Genomic DNA, 14,566 nt, shown 5'->3' on the forward strand with positions numbered 1-14,566 from the left:
TTTATTTTCTTATCCAACCTTTCTGCTTGTCCTTCATGACAACAACTAATTCTTGCTTATAGCGATATTCAAACATCTTCTTCATATATGGAAAGCGATCATTCGCATACCCTTTAACATCAATTACTTCCTGCGTACCATCTTTATAAGTACCAAGGAAATCTGCTGTGAATTTCCAATCTCTGCGCTTCTTTTGTTTACCATCTCGTGTAGTAATATAAAACCCTTCAAGGAGCATGTACTGAGGTTGCAGTTGAATCTCAACAACCTCAGGGTCACTCTTCAATACTAGGTAATACTCCGCTTCTGTCTTACTATCAAAAACGATATCTCCAACTTGTGTTTTCTTGCTGTTAATACGGCCTGTCTTCTTTCTGCGTTTAATCAACTATTAACCTCACTTTCTTCTAAAATGATTATTTTGTTTAAAAATTACAGTATAATAACGTTAATCATGTAATAGGAGTGTCATTAATGTTCAATATAATAAAACTGGTCTTTTTAATACTTATTGCAAGTTATTTAATATTTTTCTTAGTGATGGAGTTTAAAAAGTCACACAAAATCAACATATTCTGGATTACAATTGATGTCTTATTTCTCACAGCAACGCTATTATTCATAAGAAAACTTTTAATTAAAATTATATAAATCAAATTTTTTGCTCCCCTGAATAAAACTCAATATTCCGTTAATAATGTAGATAAGCCAGTCTCCAATTCCCCTGGAGTCGAGCAGTTAGCATTTGCTTGCTGCTCTTTTATATTTCGATAATCTCGAATTCTTGAGATGTATCAGCATGCCACATCCGAACATATTCAGCGTGTTCTTTAGAAGGATATTGTTCTGCTTCTTCCGATTTGTTTACATCTTTAAAATGATAAGCATCTGGATTGTAGTTACCATTATGTTTTAGGTATTTCTTCGTGTTTACATTTTGAATTACGTATGCCATTTCACCATTCCCCTTTTCTACAAAATGAAATTTTTATATCACTCTTCGTCATCATCTAATCGAATCAATCGTAACCGCCTTGTACTGCTACCGCACACCTTTTCATAGCTTGGGGCCAACATGCACCTAAGCCAATCTAATGATTTTTTTGTTGCTGCGCTGACTTCTAATATTGTGTCGTCCGTAATGAATTGATCGCCTTGGTACATTGCGTATATTCGTTCATTCCATGGAACCATTTGCATTCCCCTTTCAAATAGCGTTTTTGATTGGTTATCATTTTCACTTCTTCCACTTTTACAATCCGATATGCAACATTTCATATTTCATTATTGTAATATTTCTTTATTAACTATCATTTGCTAGTGCATCATTAATATCCATTGATAAACCAACATTTATAATTTAATTCCTTTTATTAATTCCTGGCAAGATACTCTTAAACAATATATTCCGATAATTATATTGGAATATATTGTTCTACACATCTATACGTGTTTTGTGTATTATATAGCAGAAGAGTAAGGTAAGAGTTACTCTTTGCCATTTTAGGAAAGGTTCTGTTGGAGACAACAGGACCTTTTTTGTTCGAATTTCAATAAAACAAGTCTCAAATTCCGTCTCATTGGAAATAACTATATAATGAAACTGATTAAATATTAGGAGTGCTATTAATGTCTGATATAGTCCGTCTCTTAATTATCATGATAATTGCGATCTTTTTATTTTCTTCCATACTAATGGAGTTTAAAAAACCTCAAAAAAGCATGTTTTGGTTCTCAATTGAAGTCTTGTCTCTCCTCGGTGTTTTACTGCTAATAAAGGAATTTTTCGTCAATCAAATAACATAATCCCCTGAATAAAACTCAATATTCCGTCAATAGTGTAGATAGGCTGTTAAACAGCCGGAAATCTCTTGTGTGTAACCTACTAATTGAGACTTCCTTCCAGACTGAGCAGTTAGCTTTTGCTAGCTGTTTTTCATTTGAAATCAAATAGCGTTTTTGTTCAAAATGATGCCCATTCATTTGGACACATTTACCAGTATTTTTACCAAAAAATTCATGATATCGTTAATTAGTCGAGTACGTCATTACTTGACGATTACCCTTAGGAGCCCCGCAGACAATCGGGGTTTCTTTTATTTAAATAATGATTTTATTAAGTTTTCTTTTTTACACCAATAGTACATCCTTTATTAACCTTTTATTTTCATATTCCATAGAAAAAAATAATAAAGTTTGCTTATGATTTTTTATTACTACCCATTTCCTCTTATTCTGCATTCCTATAAATAGACAACAGCATAGGATAAAAGGTAAATGATAAAATCATGAGAGGAGCTTGGATATGCAACATAATCCACGTTTTTACTATCAATGTCAAAGCTCAATGGATAGCATCTGGAATAACAATAATTGGATTTACGATTGGAATCCTTATTATTACAGTAACAACAATAACGCCTGGAATCACAACCGGAATCCTTATTGTGAAAACATTAGATTAACAGATTATGGAGCTAGACCATTTGTATTGAATATTAACCAGGCCACTAAACAAAACCATACTTACCGCACCGCTTTATGGACAGGGAAAAACTTACAATTAACTTTGATGAGTATTAATGTTGGAGATGACATAGGTTTAGAAGTACACCCTACAACTGATCAATTCATACGTATTGAAGAAGGACAGGGACTTGTTCAAATGGGTGATAACAAAGATACATTATATTTTCAAGAAATGGCCTATGATGACTATGCAATTATGATACCTGCTGGAAAATGGCATAATGTAATCAATACGGGGAATAAACCGCTTAAAATTTACTCTATATATGCACCTCCAGAGCATCCATATGGTACAGTTCATGAAACAAAAGCAATTGCCATGTCTACTGAAGCAAGTCGGTATTACTAATAAGAAATTATCTTTGTCTTAAACTAAATTATTGTTCAAATACTCCACAAACCTAAAAAGATCACAATAAACCTTGGTCATAGAGCGCCTTAAAAAGCGCTCTTTATATTTGTTAATAAATAACCATTTTGATCAAACATACTCACGGTTTGTATAAGCAACGCATATATTTACATAGACAAGACATAGCTTTTTATTATACATGCGCAATTTTTGTGCATGTTTTTTCTTCAATACAATAACTATTTTGTTCACATTATTCCGAGACATGTATATACTGTGGTATACGATATGCGATAGCATTTACACGTCCCTCTTAAAGGGCTTTTTTTATATTTATTCGGTATCAAATAACGCTTTTATATGAAAGTCGTACACATTTTTGACACATCAACCATCACAATTACTTGAAAACTCGTGATAATATTAATTCGTCGAATACGCCAAATTTCGACACCGCACGACAATAATATCTCTCCTATAAAATCCCTGTCCCCGCAGGGATTTTCTCTTTTATTCATTACTTTTTGTTGCACTGAATTCCCATCCTGAATAAAATTCAAAATTGGTCTTACTTTACTCCTGTCGATCCAAACCCGTTATTGCCTCTTTCACTATCCGATAACTCGTCCACCTCAACAAAATGAGCTGTTTCCACTGGCACTATAACGCCTTGAGCAATACGAGTCCCTCTTTCAATTACATGAGCTTGCATACTTGCCTCTTTAGGTACTTCAATGTTATCAACTAGCACACCAACTTCTCATCTAAAACCACTATCCACAGTTCCAATAACCACGCGTAACTTTGTATCACACGTCATAGCACTATGCCTCCTAATCCAAATGCATTATCTCTTCTAAGGTTCTATCCGAAATATAAGTGTTAATAATTTGTATCTTTCCGTATTTCTTTTTAGCCATTTCTATAGCGTCGCTCTCTAACTTCGCCTCAAACCAACGGAGTTTCCACTTCTCGTTTTTGTCGTAAAACTCTATTGAGTACGTCATAACGCTATTACGCTTCAAGAACTTTTTCGCTGTACTTGTTGCGGTATAATCAAAACTTCCTACTACATCCTCAAGTGTTAGTTGTTTCATGCCCCTAACCCCATTGGACGAGATTTAATCTTGTTCTTATCCGCCTTATCCATGATTAAGGCTGCGATTTCTAACTGATGTCTTCCCAGCTTCTTATCATATTTTTTAAATATGTCTCCACTCGATAAGTTAGTTGTTGTAATAGTGACCTTCCCCTGTCTTCCGTTTGTCACGGCGTATAAGACACGTTGGATGAAATTACTCGCTTCGTCCGTTCTGTTCATTGATCCGCTTTCTGCTCCTAAATCATCTAGTACAAGGAAGTCAACGCTTGTCAGGAGTTCTACACAATATTCTTCCGTATACTTAGAATCTTTGTTATTAAAGGAATCCTTGATAAGTCGCATTAATTGTTCAATCTCTACGAATAAACTGCTTTTCATTTTTTTATAGAGTAATAAATCACCGTGCTTTTCCCCATCTGATAACTCGTAGAAATAATCTCTTAGCTCCCTTAGAATCGAATAAGCTAAATGACTTTTACCTGCACCTTGCACACCTACAATAAATACGTTTTTAACCTCTCCTGCTTTTAAGCTCTCTACAATTCCTTCTACAATCTCTTTATTCGCTCTAGTCTCATTGCATTCAGTTCTATAATTAGAAAGCGTAGCTTCGAGTATTTCCTCGTTACTAATGATGCTATGCTTGGTTCTGGTGCAAAAACCATTTGATAGAGACATAGAACCTACATGGACTGTTCAATGACAGTTTACGATGCAATTCCAAACAATTTATGTATGAATCTAACTTCATTTTGGGCAGACTTCACCTGTGGGTGAAGTTGTCCTTTTCTCAGCATATGCATGGCTTCAACACCACTCAATATAGAAGTGGCTGTTTCATACGACTTGAATCCTAACATAGAACGCACACGTTTCTTAATGAAACGGTGATCCTGTTCTACTATATTATTGAGATATTTAACTTGCCTTATTTGTATGCCTTCAGGCATACGTTTCTCTTCTTTTAACTCTTGAATCGCTATGGGATAGGCTGGGTTCTTGTCTACTGTTATAACACGAGGTTTACAAATATGAGAAGCAGCCAAGGCTTTCTTAAAAAAACGCTTGGCTGCTTGTTTATCTCTTGATTTACTTAGATAAAAATCAATTGTATTCCCCTCTGAATCGACTGCGCGATATAAATACATCCATTGACCTATTACTTTCACATATGTTTCATCGACTCTCCAAGAATCATTTGTTGTCTTAAGATGACGTCGTACTCTTTCATCTAATTCAGGTCCATATTGATGCACCCAACGCATAATGGTGGTGTGAGCAATAGATAAACTCCGTTCCTCCATCATTTCCACCAAATCACGAAAACTTAGGTTGTACCGTAGGTACCATCTTACTGTTAATAAGATAATATCAGGCTGATAGTGCTTCCATTTGAACAAATTTTCTTTTTTGATACCAATCACGCACCCTTTCTAGAGTAATAGTATCAGTATGTCCAAGTTTTATAGATTTATTGTAATTATCCTGAAGTTTTTGCACCAGAACCTAATATACAACTAGTTTTAACATTTGAACATCTAAACAGTCATCTGAACAAGCTATATATGGGGTATCGCCACATGCCCATCAAGCTAAAATTTTATAGTACCCCCAGAACGAAATTTTGTACTAACTTGTAACAAAATGCTCATTTTTTCGTTTTGAGGTATTTGCATTTCTTAGCTTGATAGCAATGTGGTGCTATCCCATTATGCAAAAGATAAAAATTGGAAGCCAATAGATGAAAAATAATAATTCCTTATTTAACTAACGCATGCATTAGTTGAATAACCTAAGGCTGCTTCGGTAGCCATTTTTTCGTACCAACTGGCAGTTTAGTTTTCAATATGTGAAAAGGGATTTCTAAGTAATTAATTGAATATATATTTATTGTTTACTAATTTTTGGGAGGCTCCTTTATGGGAGATAAGCTTTACTGTAATCAAGTTCTTAATGAAGAAAGACTAGGAGCTTCGCACGGTTCTATAATAACTTATAGTGATGCTGTGACGGGATCTCCTGTTAGTGAGATAGGGTATTTTTTAATTTATTTATTATAGTAACGTACCCGAAGAGATTGATATGGTGACATATCAACCAACTGAGGTGGTACCACGAAATTGTAACTCTCGTCCTCAAGAATTATTTCTTTTGGGTTAAAGTTTTTTTATTATATAAGTTTCATTCTGTCATAATTTAAAGTTTTCGAGAGGAGAAATGCTATGAATCCTATTTTATTAGATGTTCCGTTACAAATAGAAACAGACAGACTCATTCTTCGAGCACCACTTCAAGCTGGTGAAGGGAATGTCGTACACCAAGCTATTAAAGATTCAATTAGTGAATTAAGGCAATGGTTGCTTTTATTCCAGTCAATTCCTACTGTTGAAGAAACGGAAATTATCCTGAAAAATGCCCATATAGATTTTTTGAAAAGAGAAAGCTTTCGCTATCTTATCTATCATAAGGGTACTAATGATTTTATTGGAACTGCTAGCCTTCACGGAATTAATTGGAAGATTTCTAAATGTGAAATTGGATACTGGATTAACACACAATTTAGCGGCAATGGATATATGACAGAAGCAGTAAGTGAGTTAACGAACCTTGGATTTCAGTTACTCAAATTTAGAAGGATTGAAATACGATGTGAATCTAATAACACTAAAAGTCGTAAAATCCCTGAAAAACTAGGTTTTGAGCTTGAAGGAATATTACGTAATGAAGATCTTTCAGCTGACGGTAAAAAACTAACTAATACCTGCATCTATGCAAAGGTAAATTAGATTGAAATTTTAATACTCAATTGAGTCTGTGTACATAGTGTATTCCCCTTCTAATCCATTATTGTGATTTGTTTAGAACTATAGTACATCAATATGTTTAAAATAAAATGTACTGAAATGGTATATTATATTAAAACAATAAGATTTACTTCTCATAGTAATAATATCAGTATTATATACAAATGTTACAATCATTTTATAAGTAAATTACTTCATGAAGTTATAAAATTAGGACCGTACATATTAGACATATCTAAAATGTACGGTCCTTTTGTTTACTAGTGGTTCACTTATCTAACCTAAAGATAAGTATGTGGTCCTTTTACAATTTGAATTTCTTTTTAAGCTTCTTATATTTTCTATATGAACGTCTAACAATGTTTAACATGAAATACGGTATTTTAACAGGGAAAGGCAATTTATAAATAAAAGGAAAGTAAAATGTAAAATATGCCTTTTCTAGGTCTCTCCACTTACTATCTTCTTTTGTTTTTAAGAAATCAGATACATCGACTACATATCCCCTTCCGTTTTCCATCATCACATTTTTCCCGTGAACATCACAAGGAGTTAATCCTTGTTCCCTTGCATACTCTATAGCTTCATTGATATCAAGGATTACCTGCTTCGGAATTTTAATCCCCTTATGAATAGCTTCGTATAAGGTAATTTCTTTTAAACGTTTCAATACTATGAAATTTCCCCCTTTATATATAAGCTTCGAATAAGAAGGATGATTTCCGATTCTTCGGTATACTTCTGACTCTTTTTCAATTCCTTCTCCTTCTCGCGCGTAAACTTTCACTACCCAATCTTTGTATTCTTTGTGCATAAATACTGCGGCATAATTACCTGTCCCTAAACACTTCCAAAGTCTAGGAATATCTTTAACTACTACAGGCTCGAATTCATCCTCACTTCTTATGCTTACCTCTTTTAATAAATCGTCCTTTATCAATCCCACAAAACTATTTATACTCATCATTTCCACTCCGGTTTTGCTAAAAGGTGTACTACCCCATACCCATCAAGTTAAAAAGTACATTCTTCCCTAATACGAAAAAAATGAGCAGACTTCACTAAGTAACTAACTTTAGAGAAATAAAATTTTCATTTAGGGGGGTACTTCAAAACCTTAAAATGGATATTCTAAGCAAATATATACTATTGATACAATAAGTTATGTTAACTTCACATGATTATTTTATAAAAAAAAACTCAGCAAATACCGTTACGAAAAGTGTACAAGCTACATTTATTAATAATATACAACTTATACAAGTTGTTCAATGGAGAATATTTCGCAGATAAAATTGACTGTTTTAATCCAGATACTATAAAAGATTCACTCCCATACACTCAAGGAGTTAACGAATGGATTGGCTTATTTTTTGTCGGAGGAAATAGATTAGCAGATGGAGAAAGCACTGGGTGCAATTCGTATGTACCGATTGTTCAGAATGGTGAAACAACTGATTTTCAAGCTAATATTGTTGTCACTGATGAAGCAGATCATTTGTTACTTGCTCATGAAATCGGACATGCACTATTTGCTAGAATAGTAGGGAACAATATAGAAAGCACAGCACCTTGTTGTCCAAATGATCCTACAGGTCATAGTAACGAAGAAAATGATCTAATGCTTCCGATAGTACCAGCAATTCCTAATCCTATTCTCACTCAAGAAGAGGTAGAAAAAGCTCTGCAAAGTCCTAAAGCTTTTTATGTTCAATAATTAATATAAAAAAGAGGACAAGAAAATTCTTACATCACAATTCCCACCCATTTCTCTACTTATCAAGTAACATTAATAAATGAGGTACCGTCACATTCTCATAAAGCTAAGGCTTCACACTATTTGACGCCGAAGTCCCGCCAGGAAAAGAAAAAACAATTACCGTAAAACCTGAAACTCCCGGTACATATGAACTAATATGTCGGTTCCACTACTTGAAAGGAATGGATGGAAAAGTAATAGTCAAATAACAAGCGATACCGGTCGATCCTTGCTTTTTTTTATAAAGTGAAACTTAAATTCGCGGGGTGCCCATCCCCCACGTATTATGAGCTCTCACTAATCCGTTTTTACGTGCACCATAAAATCTTTACGTTGTCGTAGCGTATGAAGTTTGTGTTTTGATGGTGCTACCCCATCGCCATCAAGCTAAGCTTATATAAGTTTAATTTCACGTGATATTTTTTCTTTTTTCTAAAGATCCAGTGTAAGTTCTTTAAAGGTTTGCATACCAAATAAACCCTAATGGATTTCAATTTTTTGGATTACGCTACATGATTGTGAGACATAGAAAAGTTGTATACAACGCCTAAAATATCAAAGACTGTTTTCTTCTCATACCTATGGGATTTTCGTCCGTTTTTCTGTAAAAGATTGAACAGATGGAACAATATCTTTGTTAATTCTTGGGTGTCTTTTTGCAAAGATTGATACATAAGCGAAAAATAATCTTTTATGATATAAGTTACTTTATATTCGCTTAATTCTAGTTTCTTCTTGATGAGGAGTAGTTGGCACATTTGGAACATGGTGGAGGAACAAAGAAGGATACTTATTAATTGCTCTAAAGCGTCAGGCGACATGTATCAGATGATACATGTGCAAACAGGAGTTATTTGTAAACAATGTAATAATGAATACAAACATCTAAAGCAATATGATAAAAGGTTGGTGGTCCTCCATGTCCATCAACCTTTTATTATGAAGTAACACCTAAACGTATTATATTATTGTTTTTTATTAACAAACATAAAAATATTTTATTTATTTTATTGATAATTAACAAACACCATTGTAAAATGTTTGTATATATATAAACTAAATTGATTTTTGTTTGTTTTTTAGAAAGAGATAGGAAGTATTAATAACAATAAAATAAAGGGGGACAAAATTATGGAACAAAGAAAGTTTTCAGTAACACCTCAAGATCGAATGAATTATTTATTAGGTCTTTATGCTGCAGATCAACAAATTAATGCAGTTCTTTATTTTCCTGTAGGTATATCAAAGAAAATACTTGAACAATCAGTAAGGATAACGTTACAATTGCAGCCAGTTTTGAACAGCCGGTTTGTAGAAAATGATATTCCTTACTGGGAGGAACATTCAGCTGCCACTAACTCTCCTATTTGCCTTTTTGCAGAAGGAAATAATCAAGAACTTGAAATAATGGCAATAGATTTTATTAAGGAACCTGGTGATCGTATTCAGGGGCCTATGGTTCAAACAAAATTATTACGAGGCACTACAACAGATATGTTAGTTGTGAAATTATCTCATCTATGCTCAGATGGTGCAGGGGTCAAGGAATATATTAATTTGCTTGGAGCAATTTATACTCAACTCTCCTTGGGACAATCTAAGAATCAAATTATAAAGGAATTTGGTGAGGGAAATGAGAGTTTTCGAGATCAATCACATGTATTCAAATATACTGGAATATCGGACATAAAAAGCGCGTATCGTCCTAACCAAGAACAACAGGCATCGTTATGGTCTTTTCCATCTCAACCCAACAAAAATAAATCCCCACAAATGTCCGTACGGCGGTTGAGCCATGAGCAATCTCTACGTCTAATCCAATGTGCAAAAGCACAACAGACTACCTTGAATGATGTAATCATGACTGCATACTTCCGAGCTTTATCACATTTCACTGTGTATGCAGAACCTCGTACCGCAGAAAAAATGATCGGTTTAACAATTGATTTACGTCGATATCTGCCTAATTATACAACTGGTGCTATTTGCAACTTATCCGGCATGGAAATGCCAGTAATTAAAATGGAGGATGATGAATCATTTAATCAGACTCTCGTTCGAATTAAACAATCAATGGATACAATAAAGTCTCAAAATCCAGGTCTTTCTTCAGCAGCAGGAATGGAGCTACTGGCAGGTATGAAGCTATCTGTGGTGAAGGAAATGTATAAGCAGCAATACGAACAGGCTTTACAGATGGGGATGGCGTTGCCATTACTGACAAATTTCGGGGTGATCGCTGATGAACCTATTCAGTTTGGTGAAGTTCAAGCCGAGGACGGATATATGACATCACCCATTATGTATGCGCCATTCTTTTCAATGGGCGCAAGCTTTTATAATGGAAGACTTACATTTACGATTGGTTATCATTCACCGGATACATCAAAAGAAAAGGTAGACAAATTTTTAGAAAGTGTTGTTAATCAACTATCATAAATAAAAGAGAATATAGCGCAAAAATTTCTAGCGGAATTGTATTTTAGGGGCTCGTCCCCCATGTCCATCAAGCTAATATTTTGAAGTATCCCTAAAACGAAAATTTTATATCACTACAACAGTTATTTATGAGAATTTAGGTCATTTTTTTCGTTTTGGGGTATTCGCTTTTCTTAGCTTGATGGTGATGGGGTCCTGCCGACAAAACGCGGAAATTATACGCTAAGGCAATTGGCTTTTAGTTGCTTGTTTCATAAGGAAGTGGCGTCAGAAAACCGCATATTTACAATGTTAAGCAATTTTTCATAAAAAAGATGATAGTACTCTTTAATAGTTCATTCCCGTTACTTGTTGTTGGGAGTGGAATTAAAAACATTCATTACTACCTTTGTTGCCTGTGCAATAAGCTCATCGTTACAAGTTGCATCCTGTTTATCACGACTGGATAGTATTGCAAGAACGATTGGTTCTCTGTTAGGCGGCCAAACAATCGCAATGTCATTGCGTGTTCCGTAACCTCCCCCGCCAGTTTTATCACCAACTTCCCACCCTTTAGGAACTCCTGCACGAATTAAATTATCTCCAGTTGTATTTCTCTTCAACCAATCAACTAACATAGTTTGTTTCTCATGTGTTAGTATGTCGCCGAGCGTGTATGCTTGAAGGTCAGTAGCAAGTGCTCTTGGTGTACTTGTATCACGTGTTTCTCCTGGTACAGCTTCATTTAGTTCTGTCTCAATACGCTCAGCATGAGTTACTTGGTCACCAAGTTTCTTTAAAGATGTTTCGAATCCCTCAGGGCCGCCCAGTTCTTTAAATAAAATATTTGCAGCAGTATTGTCACTGTATCGAATTGCAGCTTCACTAATGTCTTTAAGAGTCATTCCTGTCTTAACATGTTGCTCTGTAATAGGTGAATGTGTGACAAGATCATCACAAGTGTAGGTAACTATTTTGTTAAGTTCTTCTATAGAATTCTGTTGTAAAACTGCCCCAACAGCCAGTGCTTTGAAAGTAGATGCATACGCAAAACGTTCGTTCTCACGAAACTCCACAGTTTTTTTTGTTCCTGTGTCAATAGCATAGACCCCAAGCCTCGCGTCATATTCCTTCTCGAATTTTTCAAATTTCTCCATTGTAGTTTCTTCCATTATATTTTCTGACATTTGGTTAGTCCCCCCGTATGTTCTATTTTTGATTGTTGTACAACCTGTTTGTTCTCATCTGAGCAGCCTACAACCATAAGCATCAACCCTACCGGTGCTAGTATTTGATAAAACTTTCTTTTGTTCCCGATGTAAAACTTCCTAATTATTTGATTAGACTCTTATGTAGAGGTAAAACTACATAGCCATCAAGCTAAGATTTTAAAGTACCCCCATAACGGAATTTTTATCTCTCTACAGTTATTTATGTGAATTCAGCTCGTTTTTTGCGCTTTGGGGGATAATTAGTTTTTTACCTTGTTGGCGATGTAGTACCACCCCATCGCTATCAAGGTAAAATGAAATCATATTTCAAAAATAAAAAAGACCAATTACGGTCCTTTTTCTATCTCTCTTATACAGACACTATGACTGTGTAACTTTATTAGAAACAAGTAATTTTTCAATACATATAGGTAACATATCTAATAGCGTTTCAAATGCGTAATTTACGTCCAGACGCTCCGTCCATTGATGTGCATCTTTTCCTACCGGCCCCATATTTAATACTGGAACGTCAAACTCTTCTAATTCCTGAAGTGGAATCGAATAACCTTTATCCCATAATGGCATATTGTCTACAAGAGAACTCATTGAATCTAATGGGTACTGCAAGCCCACATAGCTCAAATCTGAAATTCCACCAAAATAATTTTGATTTTCAAATGTAATTCTATGATTATAGTGGGCATACTTTTCCATTTCTACAACTACCTCTTTAATTAAAGGATTGTTGCGTGAACTCACAGCTGGATAGTACGGCGGAGCAAAGAAAAGTACAATCATCGGAGCCTTTTCTTTACATAAGATAGCTAATTTGTCTACTAAATCAATGGTTACCGCACGATCATCTTTATCTTCTCTATTTTTTATAATATTAGATTGAATTTCATCTAATTTTTCTTGTCCATGTTGTTCAATTGCATAAGTGATAAGCTCTTCAATGGTTACAGTCAATTATTCCTTCCAAGGTACAGAACTTGTTGGAATCGCAGCAGGTGAAAGTGAAGATCCAGCAAAGACTTTACCTCGTTCTATTAGAAATATAATATGGCGCACGATGTTTTTCTTCGTCTTAGCAATCTTTGTTCTCGTGGCTTTAATTCCTTGGGAAGAGGCAGGATTAACAAAGAGTCCGTTTGTTGCTGTATTTGATAATATCGGTATTCCATATGCAGCTGATATTATGAACTTTGTTATTCTTACTGCTGTCCTTTCTGTCGCAAATTCAGGACTATACGCTGCAACTCGAATGCTTTGGTTATTATCAAAAAATGATATGGCTCCAGCCTTTTTAAAGAAATTATCATCACGAGGAATACCTCTAAACGCTTTAATCTTGACGATAGCTATTTCTGCTTTTTCTCTTTTGACAAGCGTTGTAGCTGCTGAAACGGTTTACTTATGGCTGATTTCAATTTCTGGAGTCATTACAATTATTGTTTGGATGTCAATTTGTGTTTCTCAATTCTTTTTCCGTAAACATTATTTAGCCGAAGGTGGAAAATTAGAAAACTTAAAATTTAGAACTCCACTTTATCCTCTTGTCCCAATTCTCGGTTTTGGATTGTATGGCATTATATTAATAAGTTTTATCTTTATCCCAAGTCAAAGACTAGGAATCTATTGCACTGTACCATTTATCATTTTTTGCTACACCTACTATCACTTTAAGATAAAGAAAAGAACTGCTAATAACACTCCTACAGAAACTAAAATTAGCGAAATTTCGTAATACTATGCGATACATAAAAGACCGCACATGGCTTTTACTTCATGTGTGGTCTTTTATCATTGCTTTATTCATTTTTCCAGGCCCCCTATTTTCCCCATACTATTAGAAGGATGATGTCAGTATCGTTAATGTAGTAAATGCTACACCAGCATTTATGATTTTTTACTGTTCATAAGTTGCTGATTCTCCTTACTATTACTGTTTTGTTTTGATATATTAAATTTATACTACGTCACATTAAAAATTTTAAAATAGACAGGAGTTAAATGCGATGATAAAAGGTTTCGGAGGAATATTTTGGAGAACTAAGAATCTTGATGTTATAAAAAAATGGTACAGTGAAGTGTTGAAGATTGAAATAGAAAATTGGAATGGGGCTGTAATTAAACCCGATTTAGGAACTGAGACTATCTTTTCTTTCTTTACCGAAAATGACAGTTACTTTCCAACAGAACAACAAGTGATGTTAAATTTCCAAGTACATAATCTAAACGAGACTATTCAGCATCTTGAACAAATTGGTGTACCTCTTGAAAAGAAAGAAGAGATTAGTGAATTTGGAAAGTTTATTTGGATTAAAGATCCTGAAGGACGACTGATCGAGCTTTGGGAGAAATAGCCGGTTGTAATCATTTTCTATT

General features: G+C 34.5%; 13 protein-coding genes and 6 pseudogenes. 8 read left to right on the plus strand and 11 right to left on the minus strand.

Translation table 11 applies throughout. The features are described 5' to 3' along the window. Window position 1 precedes the first annotated feature (1 nt). The 3 genes from FT637_RS19410 to FT637_RS19420 all read right to left on the minus strand — a co-directional run bounded on the left by FT637_RS19410 (window position 2) and on the right by FT637_RS19420 (window position 1,194). Complete coding sequence (locus FT637_RS19410) at window positions 2-388, minus strand: DUF1064 domain-containing protein (protein ID WP_193647696.1); 387 nt, start codon at window positions 386-388, stop codon at window positions 2-4. A 372-nt stretch (window positions 389-760) separates the two neighbouring features. Next, window positions 761-955, minus strand: coding sequence for a hypothetical protein (locus FT637_RS19415; protein WP_193647697.1), 195 nt, complete (start codon window positions 953-955; stop codon window positions 761-763). A 38-nt stretch (window positions 956-993) separates the two neighbouring features. Next, window positions 994-1,194 carry a hypothetical protein gene (locus tag FT637_RS19420; protein WP_193647784.1) on the minus strand — a complete coding sequence of 67 codons (201 nt, stop codon included), beginning with the start codon at window positions 1,192-1,194 and terminating at the stop codon, window positions 994-996. Between the two features lie 1,111 nt (window positions 1,195-2,305). Between FT637_RS19420 and FT637_RS19425 the strand changes: the two genes are divergently transcribed. After that, a complete protein-coding gene (locus tag FT637_RS19425; protein WP_193647698.1) occupies window positions 2,306-2,878 on the plus strand; it encodes a cupin domain-containing protein in 573 nt (190 codons plus the stop codon). A gap of 571 nt (window positions 2,879-3,449) precedes the next feature. Here the strand turns inward: FT637_RS19425 and FT637_RS19430 are convergent. From FT637_RS19430 to FT637_RS19445, 4 genes and pseudogenes are all read right to left on the minus strand, one after another. After that, window positions 3,450-3,719 (minus strand): annotated as a pseudogene (locus tag FT637_RS19430) (dUTP diphosphatase); the annotation flags it as partial. Beyond that, entirely contained in the window at window positions 3,715-3,978 is a 264-nt protein-coding gene (locus FT637_RS19435) for a hypothetical protein (protein ID WP_193647699.1), read from the minus strand. The gene FT637_RS19435 and the pseudogene FT637_RS19430, both read right to left, overlap by 5 nt. Then, a complete protein-coding gene (locus tag FT637_RS19440; protein ID WP_227493870.1) occupies window positions 3,975-4,661 on the minus strand; it encodes an AAA family ATPase in 687 nt (228 codons plus the stop codon). Before FT637_RS19440 ends, FT637_RS19435 begins: the two co-directional genes overlap by 4 nt. A gap of 29 nt (window positions 4,662-4,690) precedes the next feature. Continuing rightward, on the minus strand, window positions 4,691-5,398 hold the full coding sequence (locus tag FT637_RS19445) for an IS6 family transposase (protein WP_193647779.1): 708 nt from the start codon (window positions 5,396-5,398) through the stop codon (window positions 4,691-4,693). Between the two features lie 504 nt (window positions 5,399-5,902). On the opposite strand from FT637_RS19445, the gene FT637_RS19450 reads away from it, so the two are divergent. Both FT637_RS19450 and FT637_RS19455 read left to right on the plus strand, forming a co-directional pair. Beyond that, window positions 5,903-6,043 (plus strand): hypothetical protein, encoded by a 141-nt coding sequence (locus FT637_RS19450; protein ID WP_193647700.1) that lies wholly within the window; start codon window positions 5,903-5,905, stop codon window positions 6,041-6,043. Window positions 6,044-6,205: 162 nt separating this feature from the next. Then, window positions 6,206-6,769, plus strand: coding sequence for a GNAT family N-acetyltransferase (locus FT637_RS19455; protein WP_193647701.1), 564 nt, complete (start codon window positions 6,206-6,208; stop codon window positions 6,767-6,769). A gap of 322 nt (window positions 6,770-7,091) precedes the next feature. On the opposite strand, the gene FT637_RS19460 is transcribed toward FT637_RS19455, so the two are convergent. Continuing rightward, a complete protein-coding gene (locus tag FT637_RS19460) occupies window positions 7,092-7,751 on the minus strand; it encodes a serine/threonine protein kinase (RefSeq protein WP_193647780.1) in 660 nt (219 codons plus the stop codon). Window positions 7,752-8,051: 300 nt separating this feature from the next. On the opposite strand from FT637_RS19460, the gene FT637_RS29950 reads away from it, so the two are divergent. After that, complete coding sequence (locus FT637_RS29950; protein WP_227493872.1) at window positions 8,052-8,504, plus strand: hypothetical protein; 453 nt, start codon at window positions 8,052-8,054, stop codon at window positions 8,502-8,504. Between the two features lie 125 nt (window positions 8,505-8,629). Then, window positions 8,630-8,755, plus strand: a pseudogene (locus FT637_RS19470) (cupredoxin domain-containing protein); the annotation flags it as partial. A gap of 294 nt (window positions 8,756-9,049) precedes the next feature. On the opposite strand, the pseudogene FT637_RS19475 reads toward FT637_RS19470, so the two are convergent. Then, window positions 9,050-9,346 (minus strand): annotated as a pseudogene (locus FT637_RS19475) (IS4 family transposase); the annotation flags it as partial. 331 nt (window positions 9,347-9,677) lie between these two features. On the opposite strand from FT637_RS19475, the gene FT637_RS19480 reads away from it, so the two are divergent. Beyond that, window positions 9,678-10,985 (plus strand): condensation domain-containing protein, encoded by a 1,308-nt coding sequence (locus FT637_RS19480; protein WP_193647702.1) that lies wholly within the window; start codon window positions 9,678-9,680, stop codon window positions 10,983-10,985. A gap of 344 nt (window positions 10,986-11,329) precedes the next feature. On the opposite strand, the pseudogene bla reads toward FT637_RS19480, so the two are convergent. Continuing rightward, window positions 11,330-12,199: pseudogene (gene bla, locus FT637_RS19485) on the minus strand (class A beta-lactamase); the annotation flags it as partial. Between the two features lie 357 nt (window positions 12,200-12,556). Next, window positions 12,557-13,141 (minus strand): annotated as a pseudogene (locus FT637_RS19490) (hypothetical protein); the annotation flags it as partial. On the opposite strand from FT637_RS19490, the pseudogene FT637_RS19495 reads away from it, so the two are divergent. Next, a pseudogene (locus FT637_RS19495) lies at window positions 13,131-13,925 on the plus strand (amino acid permease); the annotation flags it as partial. The pseudogenes FT637_RS19490 and FT637_RS19495 overlap by 11 nt on opposite strands. A gap of 271 nt (window positions 13,926-14,196) precedes the next feature. Then, on the plus strand, window positions 14,197-14,544 hold the full coding sequence (locus FT637_RS19500; RefSeq protein WP_193647704.1) for a VOC family protein: 348 nt from the start codon (window positions 14,197-14,199) through the stop codon (window positions 14,542-14,544). Window positions 14,545-14,566 lie beyond the last annotated feature (22 nt).

The organism is Bacillus cereus (genome assembly GCF_015071065.1).
Classification (GTDB): Bacteria; Bacillota; Bacilli; order Bacillales; family Bacillaceae_G; genus Bacillus_A; species Bacillus_A cereus_BA.

Coding starts and splice junctions, on each gene's coding strand:
- FT637_RS19460 (WP_193647780.1), bottom strand. CDS start 7,751: ATGAGTATAAATAGTTTTGTGGGATTGATAAAGGACGATTTATTAAAA.
- FT637_RS19480 (WP_193647702.1), top strand. CDS start 9,678: ATGGAACAAAGAAAGTTTTCAGTAACACCTCAAGATCGAATGAATTAT.
- FT637_RS19450 (WP_193647700.1), top strand. CDS start 5,903: ATGGGAGATAAGCTTTACTGTAATCAAGTTCTTAATGAAGAAAGACTA.
- FT637_RS19420 (WP_193647784.1), bottom strand. CDS start 1,194: ATGGTTCCATGGAATGAACGAATATACGCAATGTACCAAGGCGATCAA.
- FT637_RS19415 (WP_193647697.1), bottom strand. CDS start 955: ATGGCATACGTAATTCAAAATGTAAACACGAAGAAATACCTAAAACAT.
- FT637_RS19425 (WP_193647698.1), top strand. CDS start 2,306: ATGCAACATAATCCACGTTTTTACTATCAATGTCAAAGCTCAATGGAT.
- FT637_RS19500 (WP_193647704.1), top strand. CDS start 14,197: ATGATAAAAGGTTTCGGAGGAATATTTTGGAGAACTAAGAATCTTGAT.
- FT637_RS19435 (WP_193647699.1), bottom strand. CDS start 3,978: ATGAAACAACTAACACTTGAGGATGTAGTAGGAAGTTTTGATTATACC.
- FT637_RS19455 (WP_193647701.1), top strand. CDS start 6,206: ATGAATCCTATTTTATTAGATGTTCCGTTACAAATAGAAACAGACAGA.
- FT637_RS19440 (WP_227493870.1), bottom strand. CDS start 4,661: ATGTCTCTATCAAATGGTTTTTGCACCAGAACCAAGCATAGCATCATT.